This is a genomic window from Roseibaca sp. Y0-43 (assembly GCF_020667835.1).
Classification (GTDB): domain Bacteria; phylum Pseudomonadota; class Alphaproteobacteria; order Rhodobacterales; family Rhodobacteraceae; genus Roseinatronobacter.
This window is the reverse complement of sequence record NZ_JAFMPR010000004.1, coordinates 125,339-141,229: the sequence shown is the minus strand read 5'-3', so window position 1 is coordinate 141,229 and position 15,891 is coordinate 125,339. Positions and strand designations below refer to the sequence as shown.

At 63.8% G+C, this 15,891-nt stretch carries 13 protein-coding genes, 1 tRNA gene and 1 pseudogene; 9 read left to right on the top strand and 6 right to left on the bottom strand.

Annotation, left to right across the window (positions count from 1 at the left end):
- Positions 1-86: 86 nt before the first annotated feature.
- Complete coding sequence (acuI, locus tag J1C52_RS06490) at positions 87-1,079, bottom strand: acryloyl-CoA reductase (protein ID WP_227427119.1); 993 nt, start codon at positions 1,077-1,079, stop codon at positions 87-89.
- Between the two features lie 185 nt (positions 1,080-1,264).
- Between acuI and J1C52_RS06485 the strand changes: the two genes are divergently transcribed.
- Entirely contained in the window at positions 1,265-3,040 is a 1,776-nt protein-coding gene (locus J1C52_RS06485) for an SLC13 family permease (protein WP_227427118.1), read from the top strand.
- 233 nt (positions 3,041-3,273) lie between these two features.
- On the opposite strand, the gene J1C52_RS06480 is transcribed toward J1C52_RS06485, so the two are convergent.
- The 3 genes from J1C52_RS06480 to J1C52_RS06470 form a co-directional block, all read right to left on the bottom strand.
- A complete protein-coding gene (locus tag J1C52_RS06480) occupies positions 3,274-3,915 on the bottom strand; it encodes an imm11 family protein (RefSeq protein ID WP_227427117.1) in 642 nt (213 codons plus the stop codon).
- 55 nt (positions 3,916-3,970) lie between these two features.
- A complete protein-coding gene (locus J1C52_RS06475; protein WP_227427116.1) occupies positions 3,971-5,467 on the bottom strand; it encodes a fused MFS/spermidine synthase in 1,497 nt (498 codons plus the stop codon).
- A gap of 68 nt (positions 5,468-5,535) precedes the next feature.
- On the bottom strand, positions 5,536-5,949 hold the full coding sequence (locus J1C52_RS06470; RefSeq protein ID WP_227427115.1) for a metallopeptidase family protein: 414 nt from the start codon (positions 5,947-5,949) through the stop codon (positions 5,536-5,538).
- A gap of 65 nt (positions 5,950-6,014) precedes the next feature.
- Here J1C52_RS06470 and gltX point away from each other — a divergent pair, with 65 nt between their 5' ends.
- Positions 6,015-7,346: a glutamate--tRNA ligase gene (gltX, locus tag J1C52_RS06465; RefSeq protein ID WP_227427114.1), complete on the top strand. Its 1,332-nt coding sequence runs from the start codon at positions 6,015-6,017 to the stop codon at positions 7,344-7,346.
- Positions 7,343-7,657 (top strand): hypothetical protein, encoded by a 315-nt coding sequence (locus J1C52_RS06460; protein ID WP_227427113.1) that lies wholly within the window; start codon positions 7,343-7,345, stop codon positions 7,655-7,657. The genes gltX and J1C52_RS06460 overlap by 4 nt, the downstream gene beginning before the upstream one ends.
- Here J1C52_RS06460 and J1C52_RS06455 read toward each other — a convergent pair.
- Positions 7,654-8,373 (bottom strand): arylesterase, encoded by a 720-nt coding sequence (locus tag J1C52_RS06455; RefSeq protein WP_227427112.1) that lies wholly within the window; start codon positions 8,371-8,373, stop codon positions 7,654-7,656. The genes J1C52_RS06460 and J1C52_RS06455 overlap by 4 nt on opposite strands.
- Between J1C52_RS06455 and J1C52_RS06450 the strand changes: the two genes are divergently transcribed.
- From J1C52_RS06450 to J1C52_RS06435, 4 genes are all read left to right on the top strand, one after another.
- Positions 8,372-9,073 (top strand): ABC transporter ATP-binding protein, encoded by a 702-nt coding sequence (locus J1C52_RS06450; protein WP_227427111.1) that lies wholly within the window; start codon positions 8,372-8,374, stop codon positions 9,071-9,073. The genes J1C52_RS06455 and J1C52_RS06450 overlap by 2 nt on opposite strands.
- The gene (locus J1C52_RS06445) at positions 9,073-11,604 is read left to right on the top strand and encodes an ABC transporter permease (protein WP_227427110.1); all 2,532 of its coding nucleotides are present in this window, start codon (positions 9,073-9,075) and stop codon (positions 11,602-11,604) included. Before J1C52_RS06450 ends, J1C52_RS06445 begins: the two co-directional genes overlap by 1 nt.
- 51 nt (positions 11,605-11,655) lie before the next feature.
- Positions 11,656-12,714, top strand: coding sequence for a tRNA 2-selenouridine(34) synthase MnmH (gene mnmH, locus J1C52_RS06440; RefSeq protein WP_227427109.1), 1,059 nt, complete (start codon positions 11,656-11,658; stop codon positions 12,712-12,714).
- A gap of 62 nt (positions 12,715-12,776) precedes the next feature.
- Positions 12,777-12,853 (top strand) — tRNA-Met (locus tag J1C52_RS06435).
- Positions 12,854-12,916: 63 nt separating this feature from the next.
- Here J1C52_RS06435 and J1C52_RS06430 read toward each other — a convergent pair.
- Positions 12,917-13,783 (bottom strand): LysR family transcriptional regulator, encoded by an 867-nt coding sequence (locus J1C52_RS06430; protein WP_227427108.1) that lies wholly within the window; start codon positions 13,781-13,783, stop codon positions 12,917-12,919.
- A gap of 189 nt (positions 13,784-13,972) precedes the next feature.
- Here J1C52_RS06430 and J1C52_RS06425 point away from each other — a divergent pair.
- Both J1C52_RS06425 and J1C52_RS06420 read left to right on the top strand, forming a co-directional pair.
- A pseudogene (locus J1C52_RS06425) lies at positions 13,973-14,968 on the top strand (D-cysteine desulfhydrase); the annotation flags it as partial.
- A 27-nt stretch (positions 14,969-14,995) separates the two neighbouring features.
- Positions 14,996-15,865 carry an amino acid ABC transporter substrate-binding protein gene (locus J1C52_RS06420; protein WP_227427106.1) on the top strand — a complete coding sequence of 290 codons (870 nt, stop codon included), beginning with the start codon at positions 14,996-14,998 and terminating at the stop codon, positions 15,863-15,865.
- Positions 15,866-15,891: the final 26 nt, after the last annotated feature.

Sequence of the window (15,891 nt, the reverse complement as noted above, 5' to 3'; positions counted from 1 at the left end):
TGGTCTTTGGATTTCGTCAGCTCATCGCTTCCTGACCTAATCGCCCAAAGCCCCAAGTAAACACCGCCCCCGCGTCTATCGCCCGGTCAGGCGTTCACATCCACCACGACCCGGCCCTGCACCTTGCCTTTCAGGATGTCCGCCCCAATCTGGGGCAGGTCGGCCAGCGTGGCGGGCTGGATCATGGCTTCCAGCTTGTCCATCGGCAGATCCTTGGCAATGCGCTGCCACGCGCGCAGGCGGTTGTCATAGGGTTGCAGCACGGAATCGATGCCCAGCAGGTTCACCCCGCGCAGCAGGAAGGGAATGACGGTCGCCGGAAGTGCCGCGCCCCCCGCCAGACCGACCGCCGCGACCGAGGTGCGGTATTTCATCTGCCCCAGAACGCGTGCCAGCATCGCGCCGCCCACGGCATCGACACAGCCCGCCCATGTTTCCGATTCAAGCGGGCGCTTGACGGTTTCGTTCAGCTCTTCGCGCGGCACGATCCGGGTCGCGCCCAGATCACGCAGATAGGCTTCGGTTTCCGGACGCCCGGTGACGGCGGCAACCTCGTGGCCCAGCGCCGCAAGGATCGCGACGGCGACAGAGCCGACGCCGCCCGCGGCACCCGTGACCAGAACCGGCCCGTGGCCCGGTTTCAGCCCGTGATCTTCCAGCGCCATGACGGCCAGCATGGCCGTGAAGCCCGCCGTGCCCACGGCCATGGCCTGCCGCGCGCTCAGCCCATCGGGCAAGGGCACCAGCCAATCCGCCTTGACGCGCGCCTTTTGCGCGTAGCCGCCCCAATGCGCCTCGCCCACGCGCCAGCCTGTCAGGACGACCGCATCGCCGGGCTTGTAGCGCGGATCATCCGACGCCTCGACCGTGCCGGCGAAATCAATGCCCGGCACATGCGGATAGCTGCGCACCAGCCCGCCGCCGGGGCCGATGCACAGCCCATCCTTGTAATTGACTGTGGAATGCGACACCCGCACCAGAACTTCGCCCGCTGGCAGGCGGTCCTCGGTCAACTCCCGAACCGAAGCCGAGGTGCTGCCGTCTTCCAGTTTCTCGACCACAAGTGCTTTGAATGTCATTGGGTTCCCCTCATCCTGATATTTGGGGGCACGGTAATTCAGCCAAGGCTGTTTGACCATGCCGGACTGCGGTATTTCGCAGCGGTTGCGCCCGATGCGCGGACCATGCCCCGATTCGCCATTGAGAGATGGCCGGATTTCAGACTTAACTGCGCGACAACGCCCTGCCATGCCGAAGGCCTTGAATGACGCTTGAGCAAATCTTCATCTTGATGCTGCTGGCCCTCGTGCTGTTCAGCTTCGTCAAAGAGATTTACCCCCCCGAAGTGACCGCGCTGGGGGCGTCGGCGGCGCTTCTGGTCACGGGCATCTTGCCCAGCGCGGATTTCCTGCAAGTCTTCGCCTCGCCCGCGCCGATCACGATCGCGATGATGTTCATCCTGTCGGCGGCGCTGGAGCGCACGGGCGTGCTGGAACTGTTGGGCATCTGGCTGCGTCGCCATGCGCGCGGGTCTTACCTGCGGGCGATGTTCCTGATGATGGGCGGCGCGATGGTGGCGTCTGCTTTCATGAACAACACGCCGGTGGTGATCCTGCTGACCCCGGTGATGATCTCTGTCGCCAGTTCCGTGGGGGTTGCCCCCTCGCGCCTGCTGATCCCGCTGTCTTATGCCGCCATCTTCGGGGGCACACTGACGCTGGTCGGCACCTCGACCAATATCCTGATGAGCGGGGTCGCCACCGACGCGGGCCAGCCGCCCCTGACCATGTTCGAGATGACGCTGCCCGCGCTGATAATCGCCACCGTGGGGATTTGCTACATGGTTTTCGCGGGACGCTACCTGCTGCCCGACCGCACTTCGATGGCGTCGATGCTGGGCAATGACAGCAAGCGCAAGTTCATGGCGCGCCTGCTGATCCCGGCGGGGTCGGCCTATATTGGCAAAACGCTGTCGGACCTGCCTTTTCATGGCAGATCGGCGCGTGTTCTGGACGTGGTGCGCGGTGAAGTCTCGCTCCGGCGCACGATGGACGATGTGGTGCTGGAGGCCGGCGACCGCGTCGTGATCAAGACGGACACGGGCGAGATTCTGGGACTGAAAGACAATGGCGAAATCGAATTCCGCGACATGGCAGATAGCGGCTTTGCGCCAGTAACCGCCGACCGCACAATCACGATGGAGGCCAGTATCGGCCCAAATTCGCACCTGCGCGGCCGGCCCATCAAGGCGCTGAAGCTGCGGCGGCGCTACGGGGTCTACCTGATGGCGGTACACCGCCAAGAGCGCAACATCTCGGAAGACGTGCAAGACCTGCGTCTGCAATTCGCCGACACTCTGCTGTTGGAAGGGCCGCCCGAAGGCATCCAGCGGATGATCGAGGATGGCGGCATCGTCAACCTGACCCAACCCTCGGAGCAGCCGGTGCGGCGGGGCAAGGCGCCCATTGCGATCGCCGCCGTTCTGGGTGTGGTGGTGCTGGCGGCGCTGAACATCATGCCCATCGAAGGGCTAGCCGTGATCGGCGCGGTGGTTGTCATGCTCACCCGCTGCGTGGACCCGGAAGAGGCGTTCGACGCCATCGACTGGCGCATCCTGTTCCTGATTTTCGGGATGCTGGGGCTGAGCATGGGGCTGACCGAAACGGGGGCCGCGCAACTGATCGTCAGCCAACTTGTCAACCTGGTGGGCGGCTTGGGTCCGCTTGCGGTGCTGATCGCGGTCTATCTGCTGACCACCACCTTGACCGAGATGCTGTCGAACAACGCAGTCGCGGTGCTGGTCGGCCCGATCGTGATCGCGCTGGCGCTGGAACTGGGCTACGATCCGCGCCCCTTCATCATGGCAGTCATGCTGGCGGCCTCGGCAAGTTTTGCAACGCCCATCGGCTACCAGACGAACACCTTCGTCTACAGTGCGGGGGGCTACAAATTCACCGACTTCCTGCGCGTGGGCCTGCCGCTGAACTTGCTGTATGCGGTGATGGCAATATTGGTGATCCCGCGCTTCTTCCCGTTTTAGAGAGGGACGAATCTGGTCGCTTTAAAGAAAACAGGTAAATGCTCAAAGCGAGCCTATGCACTCGAAAGCGACACTCGAAGTCATGCCGTCAGTTGCACGGTCTGGTCGCTTCTGTCGTGAGAGCGCTCGGGTAATTCTTGGGCGAATGCGCGAAAGGACTGGTGATCGGCGCTTGCCGGATGTCAGGATGGGTCGCGCAGTTTTGTCGCTATCGGGCAGTCACCCTTTGCGGTCTATCGGCCTGAAACGGCGCAGGGAAAGAACACCCAACCGGTTGCGCCGGCTATTTCGAGCTGTGTCTTGAAGCTTTCCGTGCAAAAACCGATCCCGGTCTTCGCCTCGCGAAAATAATCCGTCTTGGGCAATTTGCGGCCGCGCAATGCGTATTTCCCGCGAAACTTGGATTTGCGCCAGCCGGGGGACACCGCCCGCAGCTCTTTCAGTGGTGCCTCGGACGTATCGACCGCATCGGCCTCGTATCTTGCGCGCGCGAAATACAGGTCCGCCTCTGCCGCGAACCGGCCAGTCGCGTGATCCTTCAGCTTGGGCATTCGGACGAATTCGAACGCTTTGGGGGCCAGTTCTTCGATGACCGATTTGATCGCACCAGATACCAGAACGATATCGTCCGGAGCCATGCCATGCGCGCCCAGCACCGTGAGGGGACGGTTTTTGACATTGTTGATATGAACCGTCTGTGACTGAAGCAGGTCAACCGACGACGATGTCAGCTTGCCGGTGAAACCTGTCTTGATGTTTCGGAACAGTGACCATTGCTTTGCGTCCCAATCCGTCATCTCGGTTTCTGACGCGGACAGGTTCGGGCGCAGCCAGCGATCATCCTGGTAATCGGGTCGGATAGCGAAATAGATCATGGCGAACGCACCTCCGAAAGCAAAGCCCGATCAGCGCCGGGAACCGTGGTTTCGCCTAGCTGCGCGCGCCCATCAGCCGCGCGATGGGCACGTAATCATCCGTCATCACCACGGTCGTATCGCGCGCGACCAGATCGTTGATCGACTGGGCGCCCACGCGCACCACTTGGCGGGGTTCCGGGTGCAGGTGCGTAAAACGGCTGACGGGCGTGGGCGCGTCGCCCGCGACCATGATGAACACGCGGCGGTCCTCGTTTGGATCATGCAGCGGGTCGGCCCAGACCTCGACCACGTCAAAGACCTGTTTGGCGGTGGCCACGACAGAGGCCAGCGCTTCCAGCCGGTCCATATGGTCGATAACATTCATGATATAGGCCCCGCCGGGGTTCAGCCGATCATTCACAAGGCTGAAGAATTCCTGCGTAATCAGGTGTTCGGGCACCGCGATGTCGGTGAAGGCGTCACCGATCACGATGTCATACTGCGTATCCGACAGCGTCAGAACGCGGCGCGCATCGGCATGGATGACATTGGCGGTGTCGCGGTCGAACCAGAAATACTCTGACGCGATGCGCGTCACCTCGGGGTCCATTTCGGCCACGGTCACATCGACGGGTTCCTCATGCGCGGCCCATGCGCGTGGCAGGGCGTAATTGCCACCACCGATCAGAAAGGCCGACCATGCGTCGCGGTCCTCCATGCGCAGGCGGGCCAGCCCGTCCAGCATGATCCCGTGCGAAGGAATCATCGCGCGGGCGTCTTCCTCGTCCGAGACACCATGCACCAGATGATCCAGCACCATGAACCGCACCAAGGGCGTGCCGGGCTGGTCCACCACGCGGATGCAGAAATAACTGCTTTCGACAAGGCACGGGTCAGGGCGGGTCAGGGTCGTGCCCGCCAGAACCAAGGGCAAAAGCGCCGCCAGCGCCCCTTGCTTGACCCAAGCGCCAAAGCCGCGCGCGGCCCATAGGCTGTGTAGCGCCAAGGCGACGTAAACCACCGTGACGACAACCAGCGTGCCGGTGCTGCCCAGCCAAGAGATGAAAATGAACCCGGCCGCCAGCGTGCCAAGGATTGCCCCCCATGCGCCCGCCGCGAACATTGCACCCAGCGCGCGGCCCGCGTGGTCGGGATGGCGCAGAACCGCGACATGACTAAGGATGGGCGCGGGAATGCCAGCAAAGAAGGACGGCAGGAAGAACACCAGCGTTGTCAGCACCACGATGACGACGACAGGGTGTTCCAGATTGGTGATGACCGGCCCGGCCACGCCACGCAGCAGATAAAGCGCGCCCCCGGTGGTCAGCGCGGCGGCCAGCAGCGCCCAGCCATTCGCCCGCAGGGCCTGATCCGGCGGCAGTTCCGCCAACCGCCCGCCGACCCAATGGCCCGCAGAGAACCCCGCCAGCACCACCGCGATAATCGAGGTCCATGTGTAAAGCGACATGCCCACATAGGGTGCCAGCATCCGCCCCGCGACAATTTCCACCACAAGGCTGGCGGCGGCGACGGTCGCCTGAACCGCGATCAAAACCCAGAGCTTGTGCATCTGCCCTCCCAAAGCTGCACGGGCACGTTAGGGCCAAGCCAAGACGCTGACAAGCACATGCCGCGCGCCTAATCCATCCACGGGGCAACTTGGGCGATGTCGTCGTCGGACCAGCCGAAATGATGCCCCAACTCGTGCAGGTAGACATGCGCCACCAGATGCCCCAAGGGAACGTCGCCGCGCGCCACCCACTCGTCCAGAATGGGGCGGCGAAACAGCCAGATCGTGTCCGGCCCCAATGCCTGCCCGCCCAGCTTTTCAGGCAAGGGCGTGCCGTCATAAAGGCCCGTCAACTCGAACGGGTCGTCGATCCCCATCTCGTCCAGCATTGCATCGGGGGCGAAATCCACGATCTGCACAGCGATGCTGCGCGCATGGGCGGCAAATGGCTCGGGCAGATCGGCGATCGCTGCCTCTACCAGTGCAAGGAAATCGGCATCATCCGGGGGCAGGCTGTCGGCGAAGGGGGCTTGGTCACTCATGCGCTTGGTCTTGCATGAGCGCGCCCCTTGTGAAAGAGGAAAGCGCAGCAAAAAGGGGTCCATTCATGGCCAGCATCGTTACCCGCTTCGCTCCGTCGCCCACGGGCTATCTGCATATCGGCAACCTGCGCACGGCGCTCTTCAACTACCTGATCGCGCGCAAGCAGGGGGGCACCTTCATCCTGCGGCTGGATGACACCGATCAGGAACGGTCGAAGCAGGAATATATCGACGCGATCAAGTTCGATCTGGAATGGCTGGGGCTGACCTGGGACCGGATCGAGCAGCAGTCCAAACGGCTGGACCGCTACCGCGACGCCGCCGAGAAGCTGCGGGCCGATGGCCGGTTCTACGAATGCTTCGAGACCCCGACAGAGCTGGACCTGAAGCGCAAGAAGCAGCTGAACATGGGCCGCCCGCCCGTCTATGACCGCGCGGCACTGTCCCTGACCGAAGCCCAGCGCGACGCTTTGCGCGCGGAGCGTGCGGGCTACTGGCGATTCCTGCTGAACCAGACGCGGATCGACTGGGAAGATGGCATTCTGGGGCCGCTCTCGATTGATGCCGCAAGCGTGTCAGACCCTGTGCTGATCCGCGCGGATGGGCAGGTGCTCTATACGCTCGCGTCCGTGGTGGATGATACCGAAATGGGCATCACCCATGTCGTGCGCGGGTCGGACCATGTCACGAATACCGCGACCCAGATCCAGATAATCGAGGCCTTAGGCGGCACCGTCCCGAGTTTCGCGCACCACTCGCTTCTGACCGGCCCGCAGGGAGAGGCGCTGTCGAAGCGTCTGGGCGTGCTCTCGTTGCGCGACCTGCGCGCGCAGGGCGTGACGCCGAACGCGCTTTTGTCGCTGATGGCGCGGCTTGGGTCCAGCCAGCCGGTCGATCTGCGCATGTCGCTGGACGAGATTGCGGACGGGTTCGACCTGTCGCAATTCGGCGCGGCCCCAACCAAGTTCGACGCCGAAGACCTGTGGCCGCTGACCCGTGGCGATCTGCAAGCGCGGCCCTATTCTGCGGTGGCCGACACCATTCGCGCGCTTGGCGTGCCCGATGACATCGCGCCCCAATTCTGGGACGTGGCGCGCGAGAATATCGGCAAGCTGGACGATCTGAGCGCGTGGTGGGCGCTTTGCCGCGATGGGGCGCAGCCGGTGATCGCAGAGGAAGACCGCGATTTCATCGCGCAGGCCATGACGCTTCTGCCGCCCCCGCCCTATGGCCCCACCGCCTGGAAGGACTGGACCGACGCGGTCAAGGCCGAAACCGGGCGCAAGGGCAAAGGGTTGTTCATGCCGCTGCGGCTGGCCCTGACCGGGCAAGAGCGTGGCCCGGACATGGGCGCGCTGATGCCGCTGCTGCAAAAGGTTCCGGTGCGCGAGGCATGAACTTTCGCGCGGTCATGGCGTTGGGCCTTGCGCTTGGCGGCGCGATGGCTGCCGACGCGCAAACATGGACCGAGCGTAAATGCACGCTTTACGCCGCCGCGTTGGAGGATGCTTTGGGCTTGGTGGGGCGCGACGGGATCAGCGACGGCTTTCTGACGGCAAACGCGGCTTTCATCGCTCAGGGCTGCACCGAACGCGGGCGCATCTGCCCAAAGTCTGATCAGGAACGTGCGCTGGCCGATCTGCTGACCGTCATGACCATGAACGAAGGGATGGCCAGCACCTTTGTGCCTTTCGCCTGCCCCGGTTAACCCTCGGCCCCTGCCACCGATTGCACCAGCGCCAGAACCTCTGGCCCCATCGCCTCGACAATGGCCTGCACGCCGGTGGCGTTGGGGTGGATATTGTCATCCTGCATCAGGTCACGAAACGACATGCCCGCTTCGGCCTTTTCCGACAGGGGGCGCAGGAAATCGGGGTAAAGCGGCACGTCGTATTTCGCGGCCAAGTCGACATACATTGCCTCGAACGCATTCTTGAATTCGGGGCCGTAATTGCCCGGCGCGGGAAGGCCCACGAGCAGCGACGGAATGCCCTCGCGCTCCAGCCGGGCCAGAATGCCGTCAAGATTCTCGCGGCTGGTGCGCGGGCTTAGACCGCGCAGCAAATCGTTGCCGCCCAGAGCCACGATCATCGCATCCACGGGTTCGGCCAGCGTCCAGTCCATGCGCGCAAGCCCGCCCGCCGTGGTGTCGCCCGACACGCCCGCATTTATGACGGTCACATCCGCGCCCTGCGCTTGCAGCCAAGCTTCCAGCACGGGGACAAAGCCCTCTTCCTCTGGCAGGCCGTAGCCTTGGGTCAGGCTGTCGCCCAGCGCGACCAGCCGCACCGTGTCGGCCATGGCGGGTGCAACGGAAAGCGCACACAAAGCCGTTAAACCCCAGACAGCGGCCCGCGCGCGGTTGCCAGCGGCGCGCATAACCCCATATGCCAAGGGAACGAAGCGATGCAGGACGTATTTCATGGCTGATTCCGTGCTTTCCTTGTCGAATGTCGGGCTGACCCTTGCAGGAAATGCCGGGCCGGTCACTATCTTGCGTGACATCACTCTCGACATTGTGCGCGGGCAAACGGTGGGCATGGTTGGGCCTTCGGGGTCGGGCAAATCATCGCTCCTTATGCTGATGGGGGGCTTGGAACGCGCGACCGAAGGCCGGATCACCGCGCTTGGCCATGACATGACCAACCTGAACGAAGACGCGCTTGCCCGTTTCCGCAGGGCTCATATGGGGGTGGTGTTCCAGTCTTTCCACCTGATCCCGACCATGACCGCACTGGAAAATGTGGCCACACCCTTGGAACTGGCGGGAAAAGCCGACGCGTTCGACCGCGCCGAGGAAGAATTGCGCGCCGTGGGCCTTGGCCACCGGATGGACCATTACCCGGCACAAATGTCGGGCGGCGAGCAACAGCGCGTGGCGTTGGCCCGTGCCGCAGCACCCCGCCCCGATATTCTGCTGGCGGATGAGCCGACAGGCAATCTGGACGGCCCGAACGGTCAGGCGATCATGGATCTGCTGTTCGGGTTGCGCGACCGCCACGGCGCGACCTTGGTGCTTGTCACCCATGCGCCCGAACTGGCCGCACGCTGCGACCGGGTCATCCATCTGGCGGATGGGCGGATTGCAGATGACAAGCCGCAACTGGCCAAGGCCGCCGAATAATGCGGGTGGCATGGAACATCGCCCGCCGCGAATTGCGCGGCGGCTTGCGCGGGTTCTGGGTGTTCCTCGCCTGCTTGGCGTTGGGTGTGGGGGCGATTGCCGCCATCGGGTCCATTCGCAGCGCGATTGATGCGGGGTTGGAACGCGAGGGCGCGGCGCTTCTGGGTGGCGACGCGGAATTGCGCTTCACCTACCGCGAGGCCAACCCGGAGGAACGCGCCTTTATCGACGGGTTCGCCAGCGCCGTGTCGGAAGTGGTCGATTTCCGGTCCATGGCCGTGGCGGGCACGGGCGGCGAGGATGCCGAGCGCGCGATCACGCAGGTGAAAGCCGTGGACAGCGCCTATCCGCTGGTGGGCGAGATGCGGCTGGACCCGGCGATCCCGCTCGCGCAAGCGCTGGAGGGCGCGAATGGCCTGCCCGGCGGCGTGATGGAGCCGATCTTGGCCGACCGCCTTGGGCTGGCGATTGGCGACACCTTCCGCCTTGGCGTGCAGGATTTCGTGCTGAGCGCGCATATCCTGCGCGAACCCGACGGGTTCGGCGGCAATTTCGGCCTTGGCCCGCGCACGCTGGTGCGCACCGCCGATCTGGCCGATGCGGAACTGCTGGGGCCGGGCACTTTGTATGAGGTGAATTATCGCCTGCTTCTGCCAGATACCGATCTGGACCAAGCGCGCGAGGCCGCCTTGGCAGGGCTTGAGGGCGCAGGCGTGCGCTGGCGCGACAGCCGCAACGCCGCGCCGCAGGTGCGCCGGGTCATCGACCGGGTGTCATCCTTCCTTGTGCTGGTCGGGCTGGCAGGTCTGGCGGTGGGCGGCGTCGGTGTGTCCGCTGCCGTGCGCACCTATCTGGACGGCAAGACCAACACCATCGCCACGCTGAAAACCTTGGGCGCGCAAAGCCGCACGATCTTTACCATCTACCTGATGCAAATCGGCGTTCTGACCGGGCTGGGGCTGGCCGTGGGGCTGGCGCTGGGGGCGCTGGTTCCGTTTATCGTCGCGCCCTTGGTGGCCGATCAACTGCCCGTGTCGTTGCAGATTACCCTCTCGCCCGCAGCGCTGGCAGAGGCCGCGATCTACGGCGCGCTGACCGCACTGATCTTTGCGCTCTGGCCTTTGGCCCGCACCGAACATGTGCGCGCGGCGGCCATCTTCCGCGGCGCGTCAGAGGCCACGGCCGCGTGGCCGCGCCTGCCCTACCTGTTGGTCATCGCGGCGCTCGTGGTGGCGCTGGTGCTGATTTCTGCGGCCTTCGCCTCTGTCCCGCGCTTGGCCTATGCCACGGCAGGCGGGGTGCTGGGCGCTCTCGTGGTGCTGGCGCTGGCGGCGGTCGGTGTGCGGGCCATGGCACGGCGGCTGGCGCGGGCGCGCGCGCTGCGCGGCAAGACCGCGCTGCGCATGGCGATGGGCGCTATTTCCAACCCGCGCGAGGGTGCGGGCGCGGTCATCCTGTCGTTGGGCCTTGGGCTGACGGTGCTGGCCGCCGTGGGCCAGATCGACCACAACCTGCGCAATGCCATCGCCACCGACCTGCCCGAGCGCGCGCCAAGCTATTTCTTCCTCGATATCCAGAATTCACAACTCGACGGGTTCTTGGAGCGGCTGGCCCAAGACCCGGATGTTGAAGATGTGCAAACCGCGCCCATGCTGCGCGGGGTGGTCACGGCGCTGAACGGCATCCCCTCGCGCGAGCATCCCAACGCGGGCCATTGGGTGCTGCGCGGGGATCGGGGCGTATCTTATTCCGCCGCCCTGCCAGAGGGCACAACGCTCACCGCGGGTGAATGGTGGGCACCCGATTATGCCGGCCCGCCGCTGGTCAGCTTTGCCCAAGAAGAGGCCGACGAGCTGGGCCTGACCTTGGGCGATACCGTCACCGTCAACGTGCTGGGCCGCGAGATCACGGCAACCATCGCCAGCCTGCGCGAGGTCGATTTCTCGACCGGGGGCATCGGCTTTGTCATGGTTATGTCGCCCATGCCGATCTCTGCCGCGCCGCATACGCATATCGCCACGGTCTACGCGACCGAGGCCGCCGAGGGTGCGATCCTGCGCGACCTGTCAAACATGTTCCCCAACATCACCGCCATCCGCGTGCGCGAAGCCGCAGAGCGTGTGACGGAAGCGCTGTCGACCATGGCCACCGCCACGAGCTACGCGGCCCTTGCCACGCTCTTGACGGGCTTCGTGGTGCTGATCGGGGCAGCGGCGGCAGGTGAACGTGCACGCGTGTTCGAATCCGCCGTGATGAAAACCCTCGGCGCAAGCCGCCGCGCGATCCTGACCAGCTTTGCCCTGCGCGCGGCCCTGATGGGGGCAGCGGCGGGGGTCGTGGCCTTGGGCGCGGGGGCATTGGCCAGTTGGGCGGTCATGCGCTTCGTGATGGAAAGCCCTTTCCGGTTCGAACCCTATTCGGCACTGGGGATCATCGCGGGCGGGATCATCGCCACGCTCGTCGCGGGGCTATTGTTCGCGCTCAGACCCTTGGGGGCGAAACCGGCCCGCATCTTGCGTGCGCAGGACTAGACGCGGCTTTTCCGCGTGAAAGCCACGGGCAGAGCGCCTATAGCTTCCGCCATGACCCTGACACGCTACGCCCCGGACGCCATCCGCACCCTGCAAAACGCCCCGTTCGACACGGTAATCGACGTGCGCGCGCCCTCGGAATTCGCCGAGGACCATGTCCCCGGCGCGATCAACCTGCCGGTGCTGTCCGATGCAGAGCGCGCGCAGGTCGGCACGATCTACAAGCAGGACAGCCCGTTCATGGCGCGCAAACTGGGGGCGGCGCTGGTCGCGCAGAATGCCGCGCACCATCTGCAAACCGCGCTGGCCGACAAGCCGGGCAACTGGCAGCCCCTGGTCTATTGCTGGCGCGGCGGGCAGCGATCGGGGTCTTTCGCGACGATCCTGTCGCAAATCGGTTGGCGCGTTCATGTGCTGGAAGGTGGCTACAAAAGCTGGCGGCGCCTGGTGCTTGCCGAACTTTATGACGCGCCCTTCCCGGCACAAGTGATCCTGCTGAACGGCGGAACCGGCACCGGCAAGACCGACATCCTGTCCCATCTGGCCGGGATGGGTGCGCAGGTGATCGACCTTGAAGCCTTGGCCGGTCATCGCGGATCGGTCTTTGGCGGCATCGGCACGCAGCCCTCGCAAAAGCTGTTCGAGACGCGCTTAGCGCAAGCCACCGCCGCGCTGGACCCGACCCGCCCCGTGATCCTCGAGGCAGAGTCGAACCGCATCGGCGCAATCCGATTGCCGCCGGGGCTTTGGGACGCGATGCGCGGTGCCGAGATCATAGAGATAACGGCACCGCTGGACGCACGCGCCAACTACATCGCCGCGCGCTACCGCGACCTTGCGCAGGACAAAGACAGGGTGGCCCAAGTCTTGGACAGCTTGCGCAAGCATCACCCGGCGGCGCGGGTGCACGACTGGCAATACATGGCCGCCGAACCGGTCGCCTTGGCGCGAGAGCTGATCTCCGAACATTACGATCCGCGCTATGCCCGCGTGGCCAAAAAGACGACACCGCTGGCGCGCCTGGCGCTGCCGAACCTGTCGGATGACACCCTTGCCGATGCGGCCCGGCGCATCGGTGACATTGCCGCGAAAAGCCGGTCGAATTCTTGAGTTTCGCGGCGCATCTGGGCTTGACGCTCTGAGCCGGCTCACTTAAACGCGTGCACGGAAATGGCGGAGTAGCTCAGTTGGTTAGAGCAGCGGAATCATAATCCGCGTGTCGGGGGTTCAAGTCCCTCCTCCGCTACCAATACCCCTCTGTTTTGATAGCTGGCATCCTTGTGCCATTGACCCCATTTGGCTGGATCGCAAGCTAAAGCTGCGCGACGATTTGCTGCGCTTGACGGTTTTTCTTGGCATGGAACAGGCTTACATCCAAAGGGATCAGACCGAAATGGGCGCCCAGGTTTACCAGTTCGCCCGATGCCAGCTTGCGAATGCACATGCTGTGCGGAATCCATGCCACCCCGATCCCCGCCAAGGCCAGTTCAAGCGCTGCAACGCTGAAGGCCGTTTCCACCACAACATGCCCTCCGGCCGCCATCATGGCAGTTTCATTCCCGCTGCGGCTGACCAACTGACCGAAATGGCTGTCTTCCGGGTAGCGGATGATCGCGAAGCGCCCTTTTGGTTTCTGATCTGACGCAAGCGAATGGCGCATGGCGCCACCGCATACCGGGATCAGGGTATCGGGCATCCAGACACGTCGGCTGATGCTGTCGTCGAATGGCAAGGGCGGAAAGCCACGCGCTTCGTAGATCATCAGCAAATCGGCATCGCCACGCACGAAAAATGACACGCAGTCTTCGCGGTTCATGGTTCGCAGACGCATCGTCATGGTCGGTTCCACCCGGTGGATCGCGCCCAATGCATCCGGCGTAATACGTGCGGCGAGCGCATGTTGCGTGACCACGACCAGCCGCGCGGTTCCAGCGCCGGCGCTGCGCAACCGGGCCCGAAGCTCTTCGATACGCCGGATCGTCGCTCGTATTTCGTCGGCATTCGCGTCCAGCGTTGGATGCAGGCCGACCCGGTTCGGCGCACGATCCAGCAAGGGCATTCCGACCCAGTCCTCGAAAGCGCGTATCCGCCGTGAAAAGGCGGGCTGGGTAATGTTGCGCCGCTCTGCGGCCCTGCTGAGATTACCTTCCTCAAGCAAGGTCAAGACATCGCCAAACAACCGTGTATCCATGCTTTAGTCATACTTTTTCTATGAGTGCCCAAAGATAGAAGCATTTTGTGCGGCCGAAAGGAAGTGATACCCAAACAAAATAAACAAATGAAAGGCTGTAACGCCATGAGTGTGGTTGTTGACGCGTCCTCCGCCCAAACCCTTGTTAAGGATAGTTGCGACTCCGTACGCCGAAAGCTTCAGAGCTTTCCGCGCGTGTCACTGGCGCATCTTCCAACGCCATTGGAACCGATGGACAGGTTGAGCGCGCATTTGGGCGGACCGCGAATATGGGTGAAGCGCGACGATTGCACCGGGCTGTCCGGAGGTGGCAACAAGACCCGCAAACTGGAATTCCTGATGGCCGATGCGTTGGCGCAGAAGGCGGATTGCGTCATCACGCAAGGGGCAACCCAGTCCAACCACGCCCGGCAAACCGCGGCAGCGGCGGCGAAGCTTGGACTGGGATGCCATATCCTTCTGGAAGACCGCACGGGCTACACGAACACCGACTATACCGACGGCGGCAACGTCCTGCTGGACAGGTTGCACGGTGCAACGGTCGGTCGGCGGCCCGGCGGGGCCGACATGGCGAAAGAGATGGAAATCCTTGCCGAGCGCCTGCGCGCGGACGGTCGGACGCCGTATATCATCCCCGGCGGCGGGTCGAACCCGGTCGGGGCGCTTGGCTATGTCAATTGCGCGGTGGAACTGCTGTCGCAGGCCAGTGACATGTCCCTCGAGATTGACCATCTTGTTCATGCAACCGGCAGCTCTGGCACGCAAGCGGGACTGGTCGCCGGTCTTGCAGCCGCGCAATCGGACCTGAACCTGCTGGGGATCGGCGTGCGCGCGCCCCGCGAGAAACAGGAATCCATGGTCTACGATCTGGCGTGCAGAACCATGGACCACCTGGGCGCGGGCTTTGACATCGACCGCGACCGCGTGCGCGCCAATTGCGACTATGTCGGCCCCGGCTATGGGTTGCCGACCGACGCAATGCGGAACGCCGTGCGCCTGCTGGCCGAGCTGGAAGGGCTTTTGTTCGACCCGGTCTATTCCGGCAAGGGGCTGGCCGGGCTGATCGACCTTGTGCAGCGCGGAGAGTTCAGCGGCGCGCGGAATATCGTGTTCCTTCACACCGGCGGTAGCGCGGCACTGTTCGGATACCCCGATCTTTTCTCGTCCAAGTAAAACAAACTCACCGACAGGAGACTGGTTATGAAACATCTGACGAAATTTCTGGCAATCACGACGACCGTGGCGGCCTTCGGCAGCGCGGCAGTTGCGCAAGACATCACGCAAGGGCGGCTGGCCGCGATCGCGGAACGTGGCAGCATCGTTCTGGGCCACCGCGAAAGCTCTGTCCCCTTTGCCTATCTTGATGAGAACCAGACACCGGTAGGCTACAGCATCGACCTGTGCATGGCCGTTGTCGATGCCGTTGAAGAAACGCTTGGCAAAGAGCTTGAGGTGCAGTTCGTGCCGGTCACGCCGCAAACGCGCATCGCGCTGATGGCGAATGGCACGATAGATCTGGAATGCGGCTCGACCACCAACAACCTGACACGGCAGGAACAGGTCGAATATCTGCCCATCACCTTTATCACCGGCACGAAGATCCTGACGCGCGCCGACAGCGGCATCAACGGGATCGACGACCTTGCTGGCAAGCGCATCGGCCTTGCGCAGGGCACCACGAACGAACGCGCCATCCTGCGCGAGATGGAAGCACGCGGCCTGGACATCGATATACTGCCCGTGCGCGACCATGCAGAGGGGATGCTCGCGCTCGAAACCGACCGCGTCGATGCCTATTCGACCGACCATATCCTGTTGCACGGCCTTGTTGCCAAGTCGCGCACGCCCGAGGCCTTTGCTGTTGTGGGCGATTTTCTGTCCTATGACCCCTATGCCCTGATGGTGCCGCGCAACGAAAGCGATTTCGAACTGGTCGGCAAACGGGCGCTGGCAGACCTGTTCCGCTCTGGCGAGATCAATGAAATCTACGAGCGCTGGTTTGGCCCCTTGGGTGTCGAGCAATCGGACATGCTGCGCACGGCTTTCCAGCTGAATGCACTGCCGCAATAACGCCTGCGGCATGAAAAGGGGGGCGG